This is a genomic window from Bradyrhizobium sp. sGM-13, from assembly GCF_018398875.1.
GTDB lineage: Bacteria > Pseudomonadota > Alphaproteobacteria > Rhizobiales > Xanthobacteraceae > Bradyrhizobium.
Genome location: NZ_JAGWDK010000047.1, coordinates 1 through 19831 on the forward strand (window position 1 = coordinate 1; position 19831 = coordinate 19831).

Annotated in this window: 13 protein-coding genes and 1 tRNA gene; 8 read left to right on the top strand and 6 right to left on the bottom strand. The window is 62.0% G+C overall.

The features are described from left to right. Positions 1-240: 240 nt before the first annotated feature. Positions 241-1512, top strand: a complete 1272-nt coding sequence (locus tag KJQ96_RS34475) for a glycosyltransferase family 87 protein (RefSeq protein WP_213290697.1) — start codon at positions 241-243, stop codon at positions 1510-1512. A gap of 111 nt (positions 1513-1623) precedes the next feature. Here KJQ96_RS34475 and KJQ96_RS34480 read toward each other — a convergent pair whose 3' ends face one another. Both KJQ96_RS34480 and KJQ96_RS34485 read right to left on the bottom strand, forming a co-directional pair. Continuing rightward, complete coding sequence (locus KJQ96_RS34480; RefSeq protein ID WP_213290698.1) at positions 1624-2154, bottom strand: DUF992 domain-containing protein; 531 nt, start codon at positions 2152-2154, stop codon at positions 1624-1626. Between the two features lie 299 nt (positions 2155-2453). After that, a complete protein-coding gene (locus KJQ96_RS34485; protein ID WP_213290699.1) occupies positions 2454-5780 on the bottom strand; it encodes an AAA family ATPase in 3327 nt (1108 codons plus the stop codon). A 502-nt stretch (positions 5781-6282) separates the two neighbouring features. Here KJQ96_RS34485 and KJQ96_RS34490 point away from each other — a divergent pair. Both KJQ96_RS34490 and KJQ96_RS34495 read left to right on the top strand, forming a co-directional pair. Then, positions 6283-7275, top strand: coding sequence for an MBL fold metallo-hydrolase (locus tag KJQ96_RS34490; RefSeq protein WP_213290700.1), 993 nt, complete (start codon positions 6283-6285; stop codon positions 7273-7275). A gap of 49 nt (positions 7276-7324) precedes the next feature. Then, positions 7325-8710 carry an FAD-binding oxidoreductase gene (locus tag KJQ96_RS34495; RefSeq protein WP_213290701.1) on the top strand — a complete coding sequence of 462 codons (1386 nt, stop codon included), beginning with the start codon at positions 7325-7327 and terminating at the stop codon, positions 8708-8710. 179 nt (positions 8711-8889) lie between these two features. Here KJQ96_RS34495 and glnA read toward each other — a convergent pair whose 3' ends face one another. Together glnA and KJQ96_RS34505 are read right to left on the bottom strand one after the other, a co-directional pair. Continuing rightward, a complete protein-coding gene (gene glnA, locus KJQ96_RS34500; RefSeq protein WP_028345760.1) occupies positions 8890-10299 on the bottom strand; it encodes a type I glutamate--ammonia ligase in 1410 nt (469 codons plus the stop codon). Between the two features lie 139 nt (positions 10300-10438). Further along, positions 10439-10777: a P-II family nitrogen regulator gene (locus KJQ96_RS34505; protein ID WP_027537227.1), complete on the bottom strand. Its 339-nt coding sequence runs from the start codon at positions 10775-10777 to the stop codon at positions 10439-10441. Positions 10778-11190: 413 nt separating this feature from the next. On the opposite strand from KJQ96_RS34505, the gene KJQ96_RS34510 reads away from it, so the two are divergent. Next, complete coding sequence (locus KJQ96_RS34510; protein ID WP_213290702.1) at positions 11191-12690, top strand: NAD(P)H-hydrate dehydratase; 1500 nt, start codon at positions 11191-11193, stop codon at positions 12688-12690. 95 nt (positions 12691-12785) lie between these two features. Here the strand turns inward: KJQ96_RS34510 and KJQ96_RS34515 are convergent, their stop codons facing one another. Next, positions 12786-13868, bottom strand: a complete 1083-nt coding sequence (locus KJQ96_RS34515; RefSeq protein ID WP_213290703.1) for an enolase C-terminal domain-like protein — start codon at positions 13866-13868, stop codon at positions 12786-12788. A 10-nt stretch (positions 13869-13878) separates the two neighbouring features. After that, on the bottom strand, positions 13879-15207 hold the full coding sequence (locus KJQ96_RS34520; protein ID WP_213290704.1) for a multicopper oxidase family protein: 1329 nt from the start codon (positions 15205-15207) through the stop codon (positions 13879-13881). Positions 15208-15344: 137 nt separating this feature from the next. Here KJQ96_RS34520 and KJQ96_RS34525 point away from each other — a divergent pair. From KJQ96_RS34525 to clpX, 4 genes are all read left to right on the top strand, one after another. Next, a tRNA-Leu gene (locus KJQ96_RS34525) sits at positions 15345-15429 on the top strand. A gap of 170 nt (positions 15430-15599) precedes the next feature. Beyond that, positions 15600-16964 (top strand): trigger factor, encoded by a 1365-nt coding sequence (tig, locus tag KJQ96_RS34530; RefSeq protein ID WP_213290705.1) that lies wholly within the window; start codon positions 15600-15602, stop codon positions 16962-16964. Positions 16965-17230: 266 nt separating this feature from the next. After that, a complete protein-coding gene (locus KJQ96_RS34535; protein ID WP_057844270.1) occupies positions 17231-17866 on the top strand; it encodes an ATP-dependent Clp protease proteolytic subunit in 636 nt (211 codons plus the stop codon). 428 nt (positions 17867-18294) lie between these two features. Then, a complete protein-coding gene (gene clpX, locus KJQ96_RS34540) occupies positions 18295-19569 on the top strand; it encodes an ATP-dependent Clp protease ATP-binding subunit ClpX (protein WP_028345767.1) in 1275 nt (424 codons plus the stop codon). Positions 19570-19831: the final 262 nt, after the last annotated feature.

The following is a 19831-nucleotide window of genomic DNA, read 5'->3' on the forward strand; positions in this document are numbered from 1 at the left end:
GGCGGAGTTATGCGACTGATTTGCCCCTCGCGTTAAGCGGAATATTTTTGATTCCGGGGCTTGACACGATTTCTGAAAATCAGAAGTGATTTGCCCGTCGTGCCATCGTGTCGCAGGTCGCTGCAACGGGCTTGTGCGCAAAGCAAATCAGCTTGCAGTGCGCACAGGCAAATCTGTAACCCGCATAAGCCAGCGGGTCGCGCGAATGCGCGACGATCGTGGCTAGTCGCTGGCTATTTCGTGAATAGATCCTTTACTTTACAGTTGTACTGGTCGGCCATGACAACGTTGGGCCACCAGGCACGTGCTTCGGTCTCTGAGAAGGTTTATGCGGTATTCACCGCGGCGGCTGCGGCTATCCTCGTCTTTATCGTCGCGCTGGACTTCAAACTAGCGGCGGATCAGTCGTTTTCAACTTTCATCCTCGACCCGGGCGGTTTTCCGGTCGGTCGGGATTTTCTTAACACTTGGATGGGCGGCCGCTCGATGTTTTCGAGCGGTCCTGCGGACTGGTTTGATTCCGACGTCTACATGGCTGCACTGGTGAAGGTGACCGGTATCTCCGATTTGGCACCAATGTATTGGTCGTATCCTCCGCATATTGTGCTCCTTCTTTGGCCCTTTGGTTTGCTAGGCTTTTTGCCTTCCTACATCGTTTGGTGCGCAGTCGGGCTCGCGCTCTATGTGTGGGCGGCGGTTGCGAGTGGCGTCGACCGAAAATACTGGTTATTTCTGGCGGTCGCGCCTGCTGTCACCGTGAACGTGTTCTTGGGCCAAAATGGATTTTTGACAGCTGCGCTTTTGATCGGCGGACTGGCAAATCTCGATCGGCGACCGGTCATCGCAGGAATCCTGTTCGGTATCCTGACTATCAAGCCGCAATTTGGGCTACTGCTTCCGGTATTGTTGGTATTGGGCGGATACTGGCGTGTCATTAGCTCAGCGGTCGCTACAACGGCGTTGCTCGTCGCCGCGACTGCAATATGGTTCGGGCCGGATATCTGGATACAGTATTGGCAGAAGGTAGCACCGCAACAGCATGACTTACTCAACGTCGCCGGTATCAAGGGCTGGCCGATCGTTGCCTCAGCTTTTGTCAACGCTCGCCTTATCGGCCTGTCGGATAATTTTGCCTGGGTGGTCCAAGCGGTGATATCGGCCTGCGCTTTTGGCGCGGTTGTTTGGACGTTCTGGCGCAAGCGGGATCCGGTGCTCTCACAAGCGCTCTTCGTCACCGCGACTTTCCTGGTTTTGCCTTGGATAACGAACTACGACATGGTCGTGTTCGGATGGATTGTTGCGCTCTTGCGCCAGCGCGGAAACGAGACCTTTGCCGATCAATGCCTTTCGCTAGCGCTATGGATGTTGCCCATTCTGATGTTTCCATTGGGCTTTGCGCATATTCCCAGTGCGCTATTCATCCTACCGCTGTTCGCGGCTCGTCTGCTGTGGCGGTTGGCCCATGACACATCCGAGCGAGCGTCAACAGCGCAGGTGCTGGTTGCAACGTAATGGCGGGCACTGCCGCAAAAACAAAAGGCGCCCGAATGCAGGCGCCTTTCGCATCTTGTGGCAATGATCCCGGCGCCAAGCCGGCCGACTAGTTCACCAGCGATGATGTCGTCACTGGGGCGCGCGGCGCGCGGGCGCAGCGGCCGGCCGCAGCTCCATTGTGGATACGCCTGCGGCAATATTCACGCCTGTCTGCCCTTGCACGGATAGCGGCTGCATCATTACCGTGCGGTCCGAGCCTCCAACCAGGACGTTGGCACTCGCTCCGGCGCCGACCGTGCCGCCGGCGGTCGCACCCGTATAGGTTCCCGCCAATGCCGCCCGGCGCAGCGTGGTCGGCGCAAAAATCGCCCAGGCCAACTGGCCGCCGGTTGTGGCGCCGATGTCGAGGCCAAGCGTGCTGATGGTGCCCTGATAAGCCTCGCGCCCCCTGCCTCTCGCTGACGCATAGATACAGCTCAGTTGCCGCTGCCCCCCGACAACGAGGCCGACACCGGGCGCTATGTTGCAGGTGAGCGTGCCGACTCTCGTCCGCCCGGTGTCCTGAGCCGTGGCCGGAGCCGCGGCAAGGGCGAGCGCCAGGGCGGCGCATGTGGTTGCGACACTATTTAAAATTGTTCTATTCAGGGTTGCTTCGTTCATGGGCGGCGTCCTCCTTCGACGCATTGTGGTGGACCCCCTCAACGCGCGGCGACATTGCGAGGTTCCCTTCCTTAATGGCCCCATCGCTTGCGGCCATATGAGCTGAATTCGCGGCGGCAGTTGGCTCGAGTACAGACGACCGAAACGCCTGACCTTCTTGATGACCTGTTGGCTGAAGCCGAGCGTCTCGGCATCGGTCCTGCGCTTGGACCCCTTGGGCTGCCGCACCCAAGGTCCCGGACAAGAAACGTGATGTGAATGTAGACGGGATTTCTTACGCGCGATTTTTCCAAGTGTTGTCAAATTCCATCGAGAACCGCCCTGGCCTCGCGGGAATCGACGGTTTCGAAGCCCTCAGTGAACGAGCCGTATACCTTGGCGAGTTCATCGTTGGCTTCCGCTCGCCGATCGCCCTCCGCTAGAAGGCGAGCGAGCTTTGTACTGCTTCGCAGGAGAAGCGCGCGGGTATTTTGGACTTGCGCGCTCTCCATGGCGCGCCGGACGCAGCGTTCCGCCTCCGCTTGGTCGCGGGTTGCCAGAGCGAGATCGCCCTCGAGCAGGTGCAGGCTGGCGTCGGCCCAATGCTCCTCATTGCGCTCGGCGGCCGCGCGGGCCTCGGCGAGAGTGACGATCGCGTCCTCAAGCCGTTGCGCTCGGCGGTAAAGGTCGGCAAGGATTCCCAAATAATACGGTAAACGCAGCTCAGCGCCGGTGGCCCGCAGGTCCCGCACGCCGGCGCGAACGCGTGCAATACCGTCCTCGACGTCGCCGTCTTCGGCGACAGCCCAGCCATTCATGATCGCGGCCCAGGCGCCATAATAGCTGAACCCGTGTTCGTTGCAGATTGAGCGGGCCGCGTCGGCACGGGCGCGGACTTCCGTCGGCTCGCGACGGAACTGGTGCAGCATCGCAACGTAGGCGAGCGCCACTGCCAAGCTAAACGGATGAACGAGTCGATGGGCCAGATCGATCGCATCCTGCGCCGCCCGAAGCGCGGCGTCCGCGAACCCAAGATGCCAGTCGACATGAGCGGTATAGGCGCGGCCGAAGACGTGAATGTTGACGCCGCTCGACAACGCATTGGCGGGATCGCCGGCCTGCACGATCTTTGCACTGCTGATCTCCAAGTGCTCGCGCGCCGATCGGTAGTCGCCCTGATGGAATAGATTGAACGCCAAGGCATTGTGCGCGTCGGCCTGCATCACGAGATCGTCGCGTTGCTCGGTCAGCTCGACGAGCTCGGAGCAGAGCTCGCTCACGCGCAGGATGTGAGCGCGTACGTGATGCACATAGCAAAGGCCGCGCAATGCCCTGGCGAGATGGCGACGGTGTCCGCACCGTCGCGCCAGATGTTCCGCTCTGGCGTACGCCGTCTCGACCTCTGGAGCGGCAAAGCCTCTTGTTGCGGTCAGCGGGGGACCCAGCGCAATCTGCACTTCAAGCTCGCGACGTAACTGTTCATCGGTGGACGGGCGGTTCCCGAGCATCTCGAGGGCCGTGGTCAGATGACTTATCGCCTCCTTGTTTGCCGATCGGCCAGCCGCTAGCTGTCCCGCCTGTAACCAAAAGTCGATCGCCCGATCGGCATGCCCGGCTGCTGTGAGATGGTGCGCAAGGAGCTCGGGCTGACGCGAGACAAGATCGGCGAACCGCGCCTCGAGGACGGCGGCAATCCGACCGTGGAGCTCGCTCCGTCGACTCTTGAGCAGCGAGGTGTAGGCCACGTCCTGAACCAGCGCATGCTTGAACGTATAGACAGCCTCGGGTGGCGTGCCGCGCTGAAAGATGAGCTCCGACTTCACAAGCCGGGCGAGTGCCTGGTCGAGATCGGCCGGTTCTCGTCCAGCGACTGCATCGAGGAGCTCGTAGGTGAACTCACGGCCGATGGCGGCGCCGACCTGGACCAGATCCTTGGCCGAAGCCAAATGATCTAGCCGGGCCATGAGAGAGTCCTGCAGGCTCGCCGGAATGGCAAGCGCGCCACGCGATGTGCCTAGCGCGAGACCCTCGGGCGTATTGCGCAGCATGCCCGATTCCAACACGGTCTTGGTGAGTTCTTCGATGAACAGCGGAACGCCCTCGGTCTTCGCGGCAATCTCGTCCACCACTGCCGGAGAAAGGCGGCGCCCGCCTGACGTTTGCTCGACAAGAGTTGCTGCAGCCCGGCGCGCAAGGCGACTAAGCGTCAAGGCCGTTACGTGCGGGAAGGACGGCCAGGGCGGCGTCATCTCCGGCCGGAACGTGATGATTGCGAGCACCGGCAGGCGCTGGACCCGCTCTAGGATCAGCCCGAGGAGCTCGAGCGATGTTGGATCGAACCAGTGCGCGTCCTCAAGCTCTGAGAGAACCGGCCGTCGCTGGGCCAGCCCTTCGAGCTGTGCGAGAAGCACCTCTAGTGTCTTGCGCTTCTGGGTCTGCGGCATGAGGTCGAGCGGCGGGTATCGACCGTCCGTCGGTATGTCGAGGAGAGCCGCGATAAGTGGAACGGCTTCGGTGAGATCGTCGGTCCCTTGTGCAAGCAAAGAAACGAGCTTGGAGAGCCGCATCGGAGGCGTGTCGTCACGCTCGAACGCCGCCGCTCGCTCAAGCTGATCGATGAATGGCCAAAGCACGGTATTGGCGTGGTATGGCGAGGCACGATGGGAGATTCGAGTGTGCGGCTCGTCCGCGATCCGCTCTCGGAGCGCCTCGATGAGTCGCGACTTGCCGATTCCGGCCTCCCCGGCGAGAAGCAGCGCCTGACCCTCGCCGTTCCTAGCGAGGTGCCAGCGCCCGAGGAGAAGTCCGAGTTCCTGCTCACGCCCAACGAGCGGGCTCAGACCAGCTGTGTGGAGTGCCTCGAAGCGGCTCTCCGCTGTGCGCTTGCGGACGATCCGCCAAGCGTTGATCGGTTCTGCGAAGCCCCGCAGTTCGCGCGGTCCGAGGTCTTCGAGCTCGAACAGCCCGCCGATCAGGCGCCGTGTTTGCTCAGCGACAACGACTTCGCCGCTCCCGGCTACGGCCTGCAGGCGGGCGGCGAGGTTCGGGGGGTCGCCGACGACCGCTTCCTCCTGCGCGGCGCCAGTGCCGAGGAGATCACCTACGACGACGAGCCCTGTTGCGATCCCAACCCGCGCGGCAAGCGGGCGGCCGTCTGGCGACCGCAGGCGGTCCACGGCCTCGACAGTCGCGAGGCTGGCAGCCACCGCCCTCTCAGCCTCATCCTCGTGCGCGCGCGGCCAGCCGAAGTAAGCCACCACGCCGTCACCCATAAACTTGGCAAGGTGTCCCTCGAAGCGTGCGATCTCGCCCGCGACAGCGTTCTGGTAGGCAGTCAGCGTCTCCCGCATGTCCTCAGGATCGAGCCGCGCGGAAAGGGACGTCGAGCCGACAAGGTCGACGAACATCACAGTGAGCTGGCGGCGTTCCGCGTACGACGGCCGTCGGATTGCGGCGGTGGACGACGGCGCCGCCTCCAGGGCAGCGATCGCCGTTAGCAGCTTTTTTCTGTGTCCGAGCGGCAGACCAAGCTTCTCGAAGTCGGCGTCCGTGAGCGACGGCAGCACGTCAGCATCGATGGCCTGCTCGCGGAACAGCGCCGAATATTTGGAAAGGCCGAGATCTTCAAGCCACTGCGCGACGTCCATTCCGCGACGCTCCGCCAGCCAGTCCCGTTGCGAAGTTTAGCAGAGAATGGGACACTACGCGTGGATCGCTTGCCTGCGCTTGCTCGCCGTCGACCGGAGATCCCGCCGGCAACGGCCAGCCATTGACAGGCGACGCGAGGCAAAGACCAAATCTGCCGCGTGATCCTGACGCCACCACGCCGCAATGGGATCCGAACATATGCCCCGCAGCATACTTCCGTGGTCCAGAAATCTCCGCCACTGGTTCGGGTCTGGACGGGCCTCCAGGATGGCGGTGCAATTTAGCGACCTTCCCGTTTCAAAACTAACCGACGCATTGATGAAGAATTGATCGGAGCGAGTGTCGAAGCAGGTTTAGTGCGAGCACCATTGTGCTAAAATAACGAGCACCATTGGGCTAAAGGAAAAATCATAAACTCGAGTGGGACTGCTCTCGCGGAGCGGCCTGCATCGTTAGCGAAGTCTGCCGTCCCGCGGTCAACACCGTTCAAGGGAGGATAAGATGTCGCTTGATCGTCGTCATTTCCTTGGAGCTACCGGGGGCGCTGTGGTTGGCCTCGTGTGCGGGTCATGGAATGGAGGTGGTGTCCAGGCTCGCGCACCAGTCTCAAAAAGTCAGGTGCCAGGATTCTACCGGTTCAGTCTCGGACAGTTCCAACTCACGGTCGTGAGCGACGGCACAATTGCCTTTCCAGCGGAGGCGCTCTGGTCAGAAGCGCCTAAAGCGGAACGCGATGCCGTTCTTGCGTCGGATTTCCAGCCCACGGACAAGTCTACACTCCAGGTGAATGTGTTGGCCGTGAACACGGGCGATCGCCTTGTGCTCATCGACGCAGGTTCCCGCGGAAAGATGCAGCCAACCGCCGGCCGTCTACTTCAGAACCTTGCGGCCGCCGAAATCAAGCCGGAGGAGATCGATACGATCCTGATCACACATGCCCATCCCGATCACCTGTGGGGGGTTGCTGACGCGAGTGACACCGAACGGACGTTTCCAAACGCCGAGTATGTGATCGGCGAAGCGGAACTGAACTTCTGGATGCAGCCCGACCACCCGTTGGCAAGTCATGCTGTTTGGGGCGACATTTACGGCCAGAACATGAAAACACTCGCGGCGATCAAGGATCGCATCCGGACTGTGAAGCCGGACGGCGAGGTGGTCGCGGGCATCACGGCGATAGCCACGCCAGGGCACACGCCGGGGCACACGTCGGTGCAGATCGCGTCTGGTTCTAACCAGCTTCTCTGCACGGCAGACGTTGTTGGGAACCGCGCTGTCGCCTTCCAGCACCCCGACTGGCGCGGCGGGTTCGACTTGGATCTTGACCAAGGCGCGAAGACACGCCGAGCCTTCCTCGACCGATGCGCGAGTGAGAAGGTGATGGTCTCGAGCTACCATCTCCCGTTCCCCGGAATTGGCCATGTCGTTCGCGCGGGCACAGCGTTCAGTTGGCTTTCAAGCGATTGGAGCTGGGACGGCGTAACTCCCACTTAAGCCGCACCTAGCTCAACTGGCCGATCATTGTGTGAAAGAGGAGGAGATCATGCAAGCCATGGCCACTGAAACCTTCATCGGCAACATGCGCGGCCCCGTCATCAGGCGAACGGACGCCGACTATGACGCCGTACGCAGCCTCTACAACGGGATGATCGATAAGAGTCCGGAAATGATTGCGCGATGCGCCGACGTCGCTGACGTTGTAACCGCCGTCAATTTTGCAAGCCAGAACGACCTTAAGGTTGCGATCCGCGGAGGCGGACACAACGGGCCGGGCCTTGGCAGTGTCGATGACGGGCTGATGATCGACATGTCCATGATGAAGGGCGTGCGGGTCAATCCGACCGCCCGTACTGTGCGCGTCGGTCCCGGCTGCACGCAGGGCGATGTCGACCACGCCACACATGTGTACGGGCTAGCAGTGCCGGCGGGTATCGTCTCGACGACCGGGATCGCCGGCCTCACCCTCGGCGGCGGCACCGGATACCTCACCCGCAAGCATGGCCTCACCATCGACAATCTGCTCGAGGCGGATGTCGTGCTCGCCGATGGTCGCATTGTCACCGCCAATAAATCTGAGAACGCTGACCTCTACTGGGGCCTGCGCGGAGGCGGCGGCAATTTCGGCATTGTTACGAGCTTCCTGTTCCAGGCTCATCCGGTAAACATGGTCTATGCCGGTCCAATCTTCTGGGATCTCAAAGATGCCCGGACTGTCATGCAGACGTACAGGGATTTCCTGCCTGGTGCTCCTGAAGAGCTTGGGGCCTTTGTCGGGTTGAAGACCGTTCCGCCGGTAGACCCGTTCCCGGCCGAGCATCAGGGTAAGCGCGCCTGCGCCATCATCGCCTGCTACAATGGTCCGACAGAAGACGGCCAGGCGGTCATGGCCAAGTTGCTTGGAACGCTACCCCCGCCGCTCTTCAACTGGATGGGCGAAATGCCTTATCCGGCTCTCCAGTCCATGTTCGATCCTTTCTTTCCAAAAGGCCTGCAATGGTACTGGCGCGGCGATTTCGTGAAAGAACTGACTGACGAAGCGATTGACGCCCATATCGCCCAGGCACAGAAACTGCCGAGCGCGCTCTCGCTCATGCATCTTTATCCGATCGATGGCGCTGTCCGTCGCATCGGCAAGAGCGACACTGCCTGGAATACGCGCGACGCGACCTGGTCGATGGTCATCGCCGGCATCGATCCCAATCCGCAAAAGGCGGGCGAAATCACCCGCTGGACCAAAAGCTATTGGGAGGCCGTACATCCATACTCGGCTGACGGTGGCTATGTGAATTTCATGATGGACGATGGGGACGACAGTAGGCTCAAAGCAACATATGGCGACAACTACGATCGTCTTGTTGCATTGAAAGCCAAGTATGACCCGACAAACTTCTTCTGCGTGAATCAGAACATCAGACCGCTGCACTCGTAGACGATCACGTCTGCCGAACGGTTCAAGCTGCGAAATGCTGTGCCGGCATTCGGCGAGGGCGGGCAACTTCAAGTCCGGAGCGGAAATGGCCGCCAAAAAAACAAAAGGCGCTTCCTTCCGGGAGCGCCTTTCGCATTTCTCGGGCAGTGAGTGACGCCGGCGGGAAATCCCGCCAACGATCACTGCGAATAATACATCTCGAACTCGACCGGATGCGGGGTCATCTCAAAGCGCTCGACTTCGGTCATCTTCAGCTCAATGAAGCTGTCGATGAAGTCGTCGTCGAACACGCCGCCGTTCTTGAGGAAGGCGCGGTCCTTGTCGAGGTTTTCCAGCGCCTCGCGAAGCGAGCCGCACACGGTCGGGATCTGCTTCAGCTCTTCCTTCGGAAGATCGTAGAGGTCCTTGTCCATCGCCGGACCCGGATCGATCTTGTTCTTGATACCGTCGAGGCCGGCCATCAGCATCGCGGCGAAGCCGAGATAGGGGTTGGCCATCGGGTCGGGAAAGCGGACTTCGACGCGCTTGGCCTTTGGGTTCGCCGTATACGGGATGCGGCAGGAGGCCGAGCGGTTGCGCGCGGAGTAGGCGAGCAGCACGGGGGCTTCATAGCCCGGGACCAGGCGCTTGTAGGAGTTGGTCGACGGGTTGGTGAAGGCGTTGATCGCCTTGGCGTGCTTGATGATGCCGCCGATATAGTGGAGGCAGGTTTCCGACAGGTCGGCATATTTGTTGCCGGCGAACACCGGCTTGCCGTCCTTCCAGATCGACTGGTGGCAGTGCATGCCCGAGCCGTTGTCGCCGTAGACCGGTTTCGGCATGAAGGTGGCGGTCTTGCCGTAGATGTGGGCGACCTGGTGGATGCAGTATTTGTAGATCTGCATCTGGTCGGCCATCAGCGTCATGGTGTCGAACTTCATGCCGAGCTCGTGCTGGGCGGAAGCGACCTCGTGGTGATGCTTCTCGACCTTGACGCCCATCTTGGCCATTGCGCCGAGCATTTCCGAGCGCATGTCCTGCACCGAGTCCTGCGGCGGGACCGGGAAGTAGCCGGCCTTGGTGCGGATGCGGTGGCCGAGATTGCCGCCCTCATACTCGGTGTCCGAATTGATCGGCAGTTCCGAGGAATCGAGCTTGAAGCCGGTGTTGTAGGGGGTGGTCTGGTAGCGCACGTCGTCGAACACGAAGAACTCGGCCTCGGGGCCGAAGAACACGGTGTCGCCGACGCCAGACGATTTCACCATCGCCTCGGCCTTCTTGGCGATGCCGCGGGGATCGCGGTTGTAGGGCTCGCCGGTGGTCGGCTCCAGCACGTCGCAGACGATGACCATGGTGGTCTCGGCGAAGAACGGGTCGATCGTCGCGGTCACCGGGTCGGGCATCAGGCACATGTCGGATTCATTGATCGCCTTCCAGCCGGCGATCGAGGAGCCGTCGAACATCTGGCCTTCGGCAAAGGTGTCCTCTTCGATCATGCTGACGTCGAAGGTCACGTGCTGCCACTTGCCGCGCGGATCGGTGAAGCGCAGATCGACGTATTTTACGTCGTTGTCCTTGATCGATTTCAGGACGTCTTTAGCGGTCTTCATGAATACCCCTTTTGGCTTACGGACGGTTTCCGGAGCGCGACATTTCGCAGACGATCGATTGGACACCGCGAACGAAATCAGGCCGCGGAAGCAGCCCTTTTCTTGTTTTTCAGTCGCAAACTTTCGGATAGCACCCGGCTCAGATAGCGTCCAGCCCGGATTCTCCGGTTCTGATCCGGATCGCTTCCTCGATATTGGAGACGAAGATCTTGCCGTCGCCGATGCGCCCGGTCTGGGCGGCGCGGCGGATCGCGTCGATCGCCTTCTCGACCAACTCGTCCGAAATCACGATCTCGATTTTCACCTTGGGCAGGAAGTCCACGATGTATTCCGCACCGCGATAGAGCTCGGCGTGTCCCTTCTGCCGGCCGAACCCCTTGGCCTCGGTAACCGTGATGCCCTGCAGTCCGACTTCCTGAAGCGCCTCTTTCACCTCGTCGAGCTTGAATGGCTTGATGATGGCTTCAATCTTCTTCACTGAGCGCCTCCCGGGCATTTCCAAATTGCAGAGTGCAGATAGCTTCGATGTCGCAGCCTGGTGAACTTACCCGGCGCCGTCTGGTTTGATCCTTGCATCCGGCAAAGCCGGAACTGTTACTGATTGCAAAGCCGGGACTGCTCATAATTTGCCGCTGACTGCGACGATCCTGAGCTCGGCTTTCCAACCGGCTTCCTCAAAAGCAGGGTCTATGCCAAGTTGTTAATGCGGCTGATTTCGGAACGTTATCAGACTTTTAACAGGCAAGTGAAAGAGGTCTACCGGCGGCTCGCATGATAGCGAAGCTTACAAAATAGGCAAATCGGTCATTTCGTGTGCAAACGAGGCGAGGCATGGCCACGGGCACCACGGGAATATGCCTTCAGAAAAGGCGGATGGATCGAGGATTCGGCATGGAAGTTTTGACCACGACCGAGATGGAGCGGGCCGACCGGCTGACGATCGCCGGCGGAACGCCCGGCTTCGCGCTGATGATGAGCGCCGGTCAGGCCGTGGCGGAGGCCGCGATGGATCTCGTCGAGGAGGGGCCGATCGTCGTGGTCGCCGGCCGCGGCAACAATGGCGGCGACGGCTTTGTGGCGGCCGCCGAACTCGCCGCACGCGGGCGCGAGGTTTCCGTCATCCTGCTGTGCGAGCGCGACAGCCTGCAGGGGGATGCCGCGCTCGCCGCGCGCGGCTGGAAATATCCGGTGCTGCCCTTCAACCCACAGGCGATCGGCAAGCCAGCCTTGATCATCGACGCGCTGTTCGGCGCAGGCCTCCATCGTCCGATCAAGGGCGATCCGCTCGAGATGATCGAGGCGATCAACGCCAACGGTGCGCCGGTGCTGGCCGTCGACCTGCCGAGCGGCATCAACGGCACCACGGGCGCGGTGATGGGCGCAGCAATCAACGCCGCCGAAACCGTGACCTTCTTCCGCCGCAAGCCAGCGCATCTGTTGATGCCCGGGCGCAAGCATTGCGGCCGCGTGCGCGTCGCCGAGATCGGCATCGATGCGCATGTGCTTGAGGAGATCCGGCCGCAGACGTTCGAGAACGTTCCGCAGAGCTGGCGAAAATCGTTTCCGGTGCCTTCTATCGACGGCCACAAATATGCCCGCGGCCACGCCGTCGTGCTGTCGGGGGAATTGGCGTCGACCGGAGCGGCGCGGCTGGCGGCCCGTGGCGCGTTGCGGGCAGGGGCCGGCCTCGTCACCGTGGCCTCGCCGCGCGATGCGCTCGCCGTCAATGCCGCGGCGCTGACGGCGGTGATGGTTCGCCCCGTCGATAACGTGGTCCAATTCGCTGACCTTGTGGGCGACAGGCGGCTCAATTCGATCGTGATCGGGCCGGGGGCCGGCATCGGCGCGCGGACGCGCGATCTCGTTCACACGGCGCTTTCGACGAAACGGGGCCTCGTGCTCGACGCTGACGCGCTGACGAGTTTTGCCGAAGCGCCGGAGCGGCTGTTTGAGCAGATCAGGGCGAGCGAGGATCCGCAGGTCGTGCTGACCCCGCATGAGGGAGAGTTTCCGCGCCTGTTCAGCGATATCAGCAACAAGCACCCCGGCCGTTCGAAGCTGGAGCGGGTGCGCGACGCCGCCCAGCGCTCGAGCGCGGTGGTGCTGCTGAAGGGACCGGACACGGTGGTGGCTTCGCCCGACGGGCGCGCCAGCATCGCCTCCAACGCGCCGCCCTGGCTCGCGACGGCAGGAGCCGGCGATGTGTTGGCGGGCATGATCGCGGGGCTGCTGGCGCAAGGCGTGCCGGCCTATGAAGCCGCCTGCATCGGCGTCTGGATGCACGGCGAAGCCGCGGGCGAGGCGGGGCCGGGCCTGATCGCGGAAGACCTTTCGGAAGTGCTGCCCGCGGTGTTCCGCCGGGTCTATGACGAGTTCGGGATTGAGTATTAGATCGTAGGATGGGTGGAGCGAAGCGAAACCCATCAATCCCTACGCGGAGAGATGATGGGTATCGCTTCGCTCCACCCATCCTACGCGCCAACAAGTCACACCAAATACTTCGCCACTGCCGTCTCGTTCCACTCCAGCCCGAGGCCGGGGCCTCGCGCCGTTACCGTGCCGTCTATGATATCGGCCGGGTGGGCGAGGACGACGCTGGCGAAATCCAAAAACTCGAGCCAGTGCGCGGTTGGCGTCACCGCCAGCATGTGGGCGCTGGCTTCAGCGAAGAGATGGCTCGACATCGGGATGTTGGCGGCGTGCGCCTGAGCGGCGACCTGCAACCAGCCGGTGACGCCGCCGCACTTCATCAGATCGGGCATAATGAAATCGCTGGCACCTAGCGCGATCGCTTCGGCAAAGCCGCGCGGGAACCACCAGTTCTCGCCGGCCTGAATCGGCGTCGGCGAAGTCTCGCGGACCTTGGCGTGTCCCGAGAGGTTTTCCTGCGGCACGGGTTCTTCGATCCAGTGCAGATCGTAGGGCGCGAGGCGAGCGATCCGGCGCGCGGCTTCTGCGGAATCGAGCGACTGGTTGAAGTCGATCATCAGCGCGATGTCGGGGCCGATGAGGGCGCGCACGCCCTTGACCACGCGCTCGTCGTTGGCGGCATCGCCGTCGCCGCCCTTGATCTTGATGCCGCGAAATCCCTGTTCGAGCGAGCGGCGCAGCGCTCTTTCGTCCGCCACCGGATCGACCACGCCATAGCTGTCATAGGCCCGGATCGGTTTTGGCGAGCCGCCGAGCAGTTCAACCACCGGCTTTTTGGCCAACTGGCCGAGCGCGTCCCAATAGGCCATGTCGAGGCCCGACACCGCCATGCCGACCAGGCCCTGCCAGCCGAGCAGGCGGAATTTTGCGTCCATCGCCGCCATCAGATCGTAGGGCGCAACCGGCTGGCCTACGAGTTCGCGCCCGATCTCTTCGATCAGGTGCACCAGTGGCTTCAGCGTCAGCTTGCTGTAGGCGAAAATGTAGGAGTGGCCGGTAACGCCTCGATCGGTCTCGACATCGATCAGGACCAGCGGACCCGCATCGATCACGCCAAAGGCGTTCTTCACGGGGCGGGCGAGCGGCACGACGAGCGCTCGCGCCTTGACGCTGCGGATGGCGGAAACCGGCTTGCTCATGGCGTGCTCCTCACTCGACTGCGTACCATCGCACCAGGTGCGGTGCCGCCCAGTCGGTGGCGACGGATTCGATCAGCCAGCGGCCGGCATGTTCGGCGGCAAAGGCGATGCGTTGCGTCTGGCCGGGCTCGATCGCCAGCGTATCCAGCCAGAACGGCTTCCAGCCGTCGTCGAGCCGGTCCAGCAGGCGGAAGTGATGACCGTGGAGGTGGAAAACGGTGGCGATCGCGGCGCGGTTGGTCAGGGCCAGCACCACGGTGCGGCCTTTTCGGGCGCGGAAGGCGGGCGGGGCACTCAGGGCAAAATTGGCTGGCGTCATCCAGTCGCCGGAAGCTCCGCCCAGCACAACATCGATCCGGATCGCCCCCTTGAGGTCGAGCCGCTCGGGCAGGCCGTTGGAGGGCAGGGGCGGGGCGGGTGGCAGCGGGGCCGCGCGGGCCGGCGGTTCGCTGGAGACCACAAGCTTGCCGATCGGGCGGGCTTCCTTGCCATCATGCAGCAGGATTGCATGGGTCGTGCCGGCCGGAGCGGTCAAATCGATGAAGGCGTCGACCCGCCCGCCCGGCGCCAGTACCAGCGCGCCATTGCGGGCCTGGAACGGCTCCGATGGCTGGCTGTCGATGGCCATGACCCGGACCTCGAGCCCTTCCAGTTTGATAGCCATAACAGAGCGTTGGCAGCCGCTGATGATGCGGAGCCTGATCCGTTCGTTGGTGCGACCTGAGAGTTCGAGCGAAGTCCGGCCGTTAATCGTATGGAGGGGCGCGGTGTCCTTCGGATCGATTCCCGGCGCGATCGCTGTTCCATCGGGCCTTGCCCGCCAGTCCTCGATCAGGAGCACCTCGTCGCGGTCGACGGCGACCGGCTCGGTCTCGCGAACGATCAACGGCCGTGCCCGCGCTGGTTGTGCCTGTCGATCGCCAAGCAGCCCGGAGTCGCAGAGGAAGGTCCCAGCGTGGCGCAGGGGAAGCTGCAAGGTGGTCTTGCCACCGCTTGCGAGGGCTGCGCGCGCCGTAAGCGGTGCGTGAGCCGGAATGCCGTCCATACCCCGCCAGTTGAGGACGACCGGCACCGGCAGCTCATTGGCAAAGGCGATCTCGGCCGTCTCGCCGCGCTTGAAGGTGAGATCGGGTCCTTGCAGCGACCAGACCGGCGCGGCCGTACCGCCCGGACGGAGTGCGAGAGTCTCCGGCGTGGCCTGTAACGTCAGCGGGGGGCTTGCCTGGGCTGCGCCGGTATCCGGCCATATCGTGGCGAAGGCGGCGGCGCCCAGCCCGGCCAGCAGCTCGCGTCGATCTAGCGTTGATTTGGGGCTTGCCATCGGACCGATATGGACCATTTTCTGATGTGCCTGTCCTAGCTGTGACGCCTTGCCCCGGGGCTGTCAAAAAGGGCCATTTTTTTGCTGCGGAGGTGTAGGCTCATGTTATAAGCCCGCCGCCCGCGGCATCGCGGCCGGGTATGGATGCTTTTCACGCGGGCGTGGCGGAACTGGTAGACGCGCTGGATTTAGGTTCCAGTGACGAAAGTTGTGGGGGTTCGAGTCCCTCCGCCCGCACCAAGCGCTCTATCCAAGCGTTTGCATGACGAATACTGGAGGGCTTGCCTCCCCCTTTGGGGGAGCCAGGGTCAGCCGAACCACCGGCGCAGGGCTGCAAGGCTTGCGCGTCGAACAAAATTAGACACTGCCGCGGCCGCTTGGCCCGGCGCAAGCGGAAGAAGATTGACACCATGCAGGTCACCGAAACCCTCGCCGAGGGATTGAAGCACGAGTTCAAGGTCAGCGTTCCCGCATCGGACCTCGATGCCAAGGCGGATGCCAAGCTGGTCGACCTCAAGGACAAGGTGAAGCTCAATGGCTTCCGTCCCGGCAAGGTGCCGGTGAGCCATCTGAAGAAGGTATATGGCCGCTCGGTGATGGCCGAGACCATCGACCAGACCATCCGCGACACTAACACGCAGATCTTCACCGACCGCGGTTTCCGCCTCGCGACCGAGCCCAAGATCACGTTGCCGACCGAGCAGAAAGAGGTCGAGGAACTCCTCGCGGGCAAGAGCGACCTCACCTACACGGTGGCGATCGAGGTGGTGCCGACGATCCAGCTTGCCGATTTCAAGACCTTCTCGGTGGAGAAGCCGGTCGTCGAAGTGACCGACGCCGAGGTCGACGAGGCGATCAAGCGCATCGCCGACCAGAACCGTCCCTATGCGGCCAAGGCCGAGGGCGCCAAGGCCGAAACCGGTGACCGCGTCACCATCAACTTCAAGGGCAGCATTAACGGCACCCCGTTCGACGGCGGCACCGGCGAGGGCATCCAGGTCGTGATTGGCACCGGACAGTTCATTCCGGGTTTTGAGGAACAGCTCGTCGGCATCGGGGCCGGTGAAACCCGCACGCTGAAAGTGTCGTTCCCGAAGAATTACGCCAACGAGAAGCTCGCCGGCCAGCCGGCCGAGTTCGAGACCACCGCAACCCTGATCGAAGCCCCAGGCGAGACTGAGATCAACGACGAGTTTGCAAAAACGCTCGGCCTGGAATCGCTCGACAAGCTGAAGGAGGCCGCGCGCGAGCGGCTGGTTGCCGAGTTCGCCGGCGCCACGCGCCAGCGCGTCAAGCGCGCGCTGCTCGACCGTCTCGACGACAGCCACAAATTCGAGGCGCCGCCGTCGCTGATCGAGGAAGAGTTCAACCTGATGTGGAACTCGATCAAGGCCGAGATGGAATCCTCCGGCAAGACCTTTGCCGACGAGAACACCACCGAAGAGGCGGCCAAGGAAGAGTACAAGAAGATCGCCGACCGCCGCGTGCGGCTTGGCCTCGTGCTGTCGGAGATCGGCGAGAAGAACAAGATCACCGTGACTGACGACGAAGTCAGCCGCGCGGTGATCGAGCGGGCGCGATCGATGCCCGGCCGCGAGAAGGAGGTCTGGGACTACTATCGCAACAATGCCAATGCGCTGGCCCAGCTTCGTGCGCCGATTTATGAAGACAAGGTGGTCGATTTCATCCTCGAACTCGCCAACGTGACCGAAAAGAAGGTGTCGCGCGAGGACCTGTTCAAGGACGACGAGGCCGACGAGAAGAGTGCAGCCTGATCGATTTGGTCAGGCCGGCATTAATGATGAACGGCGATAGCGGCGTGGTGACGGCACCCGTCGCTATGAGATCGGCTGCGAATCAGTTTGAACTTCTCTCATTCGGCTCCGCAATTGCCGGCCTTGTCGCCAGGAAATTGGCTCATATCTGTGAGCTGAGTTGAAGTTCTGCATCACGGGACGTTCGTCCGCGCGCGGCAGTCATGCCTGCCTTGCCGATGGATGTTCGTTCCCGCTTATTCTCTATCCGAACCCTTGGGTGATTCATGCGCGATCCCGTTGAAACCTACATGAACCTCGTTCCGATGGTGGTCGAGCAGACCAACCGCGGCGAACGCGCCTACGACATTTTCTCGCGGCTTCTGAAGGAGCGCATCATCTTCCTGACCGGTCCGGTCGAAGACGGTATGTCGACGCTCGTCGTCGCGCAGCTTCTGTTCCTCGAGGCGGAGAATCCGAAGAAAGAAATCTCGATGTACATCAACTCGCCCGGCGGCGTGGTGACATCGGGGCTTGCGATCTACGACACTATGCAATTCATCCGTCCGCCGGTATCGACACTGTGCACCGGGCAAGCGGCCTCGATGGGTTCGCTGTTGCTCGCAGCTGGTGAAAAGGACATGCGCTTCTCGCTGCCCAATTCGCGCATCATGGTGCATCAGCCGTCCGGCGGCTTCCAGGGCCAGGCCACCGACATCATGCTGCATGCGCAGGAGATCCTGAATCTCAAGAAGCGCCTCAACGAGATCTACGTGAAGCACACCGGCCAGACCTACAAGGCGATCGAGGACGCGCTGGAGCGCGACAAATTCCTGACCGCCGACATGGCGCACGACTTTGGTATCGTCGACAAAGTGATCGACAAGCGTCCCGAAGAAGTGACGCCGGTGAGGGTCCCGTAAGGTACCGGATAGCGACACCCCGCGTTGACCTTAACGGCTGGTTGAATCGGCAAATATGGCCGAAAGCGGCGCCTATGCCCCCGTGTAGGCCGAAAGTTCCGCTTTCGTGCCAGTTTTGCGGCGTGGCAATACCGCAACGCTCGGTCGATTTCGTCAACTTCTCCCCGTGCGAACGCCACAAATCACGGTATTGTCACGGGTAGCCAAACCGGCGCCGATTAGCGAATTCTTGATAGTCGGGTGTCAGCATGGTTGGCTGTGTGAGATGCGTTAAGATCGCGGGGGATTGTAGAAGCCGTGATTCGCACGGTGCGTAATTGAGTTAGGGTCTTTTTTGGTACGGAATTTGCTCTATTTACCTTCAGGTCCGGTGACAGTGCCGGAATGGGTCGATCGGGTAACGGATCGAACGGCGGACGGAGACAGGAATGAGTAAGGTTGGCACGAGCGACTCCAAGAACACGCTGTATTGCTCGTTCTGTGGAAAGAGCCAGCACGAAGTCCGCAAACTCATCGCGGGTCCCACCGTATTCATCTGCGACGAATGCGTCGAACTCTGCATGGATATCATCCGTGAAGAGAACAAGTCCTCGCTGGTGAAGTCGCGCGACGGCATCCCGACGCCGAAGGAAATCTGCAAGGTGCTGGACGACTACGTGATCGGCCAGAGCCATGCCAAGAAGGTGCTCTCGGTTGCCGTTCACAACCATTACAAGCGCCTCAATCACCAGACCAAGCACAATGACGTCGAACTCGCGAAGTCGAACATCCTGCTGATCGGCCCGACCGGTTCGGGCAAGACGTTGCTGGCGCAGACGCTGGCGCGCATTCTCGACGTGCCGTTCACCATGGCGGACGCGACGACGTTGACCGAAGCCGGTTACGTCGGCGAGGACGTCGAGAACATCATCCTGAAGCTGTTGCAGTCGGCCGACTACAATGTCGAGCGCGCGCAGCGCGGCATCGTCTACATCGACGAAATCGACAAGATCAGCCGCAAGTCCGATAACCCGTCGATCACCCGCGACGTGTCGGGTGAGGGCGTGCAGCAGGCGCTGTTGAAGATCATGGAAGGCACGGTCGCCTCCGTGCCTCCGCAGGGCGGCCGCAAGCACCCGCAGCAGGAGTTCCTGCAGGTCGACACCACCAACATCCTGTTCATCTGCGGCGGCGCGTTCTCAGGCCTTGAGAAGATCATCTCCGCGCGCGGGCGTTCGACCTCGATCGGTTTCGCCGCCCAGGTGCTGGCACCCGAAGACCGCCGCACCGGCGAAATCTTCCGCCATGTCGAGCCCGAAGACTTGCTGAAGTACGGCCTGATCCCCGAATTCGTCGGCCGCTTGCCGGTGGTTGCGACGCTGGAGGATCTGGACGAGACCTCGCTGAAGAAGATCCTGACCGATCCGAAGAACGCGCTGGTGAAACAATACCAGCGGCTGTTCGAAATGGAGAACATCGAACTCACCTTCGCCGACGAGGCGCTTGGCGCGGTCGCCCGCAAGGCGATCGAGCGCAAGACTGGCGCGCGCGGGTTGCGTTCGATCCTCGAAAGCATCCTGCTCGAGACCATGTTCGATCTGCCGGGCCTGGAAGGCGTCGAAGAGGTTGTGATCTCGCGCGAAGTTGTCGAGGGAACTGCCCGTCCGCTCTACATTTATGCGGACCGTTCGGACCGGGCCGTCGAGAGCAGCGCCAGCGCCTGATACCATCGCGCTGGCCAGAACTCAGCACTCACAATAGCGCGGCTGCCGAGCGTTTCGGCGGCCGCTGTGGCGTAAGCGTTTTTCGCGCGTCTGATCCGCAATTTGCGGTCATTTTCCGTGACTTGACACCCCCATACCCGATAGCCACCTAATGCCCATGGTGGCGGAAATCACGTTCGAGATTCGTCGCAAAGATCATCCGGTGAGCGGCGGCAGCGTAGGCGGCCGACCGGCCCGGAACTCCCAGCACCTTGTGGCGGTT

Bases quoted from the DNA above. Each gene is read 5' to 3' on its own strand.
- KJQ96_RS34480 (WP_213290698.1), bottom strand. From the start codon at position 2,154: ATGAACGAAGCAACCCTGAATAGAACAATTTTAAATAGTGTCGCAACC.
- KJQ96_RS34485 (WP_213290699.1), bottom strand. From the start codon at position 5,780: ATGGACGTCGCGCAGTGGCTTGAAGATCTCGGCCTTTCCAAATATTCG.
- KJQ96_RS34490 (WP_213290700.1), top strand. From the start codon at position 6,283: ATGTCGCTTGATCGTCGTCATTTCCTTGGAGCTACCGGGGGCGCTGTG.
- KJQ96_RS34495 (WP_213290701.1), top strand. From the start codon at position 7,325: ATGCAAGCCATGGCCACTGAAACCTTCATCGGCAACATGCGCGGCCCC.
- glnA (WP_028345760.1), bottom strand. From the start codon at position 10,299: ATGAAGACCGCTAAAGACGTCCTGAAATCGATCAAGGACAACGACGTA.
- KJQ96_RS34510 (WP_213290702.1), top strand. From the start codon at position 11,191: ATGGAAGTTTTGACCACGACCGAGATGGAGCGGGCCGACCGGCTGACG.
- KJQ96_RS34515 (WP_213290703.1), bottom strand. From the start codon at position 13,868: ATGAGCAAGCCGGTTTCCGCCATCCGCAGCGTCAAGGCGCGAGCGCTC.
- KJQ96_RS34520 (WP_213290704.1), bottom strand. From the start codon at position 15,207: ATGGTCCATATCGGTCCGATGGCAAGCCCCAAATCAACGCTAGATCGA.
- tig (WP_213290705.1), top strand. From the start codon at position 15,600: ATGCAGGTCACCGAAACCCTCGCCGAGGGATTGAAGCACGAGTTCAAG.
- KJQ96_RS34535 (WP_057844270.1), top strand. From the start codon at position 17,231: ATGCGCGATCCCGTTGAAACCTACATGAACCTCGTTCCGATGGTGGTC.
- clpX (WP_028345767.1), top strand. From the start codon at position 18,295: ATGAGTAAGGTTGGCACGAGCGACTCCAAGAACACGCTGTATTGCTCG.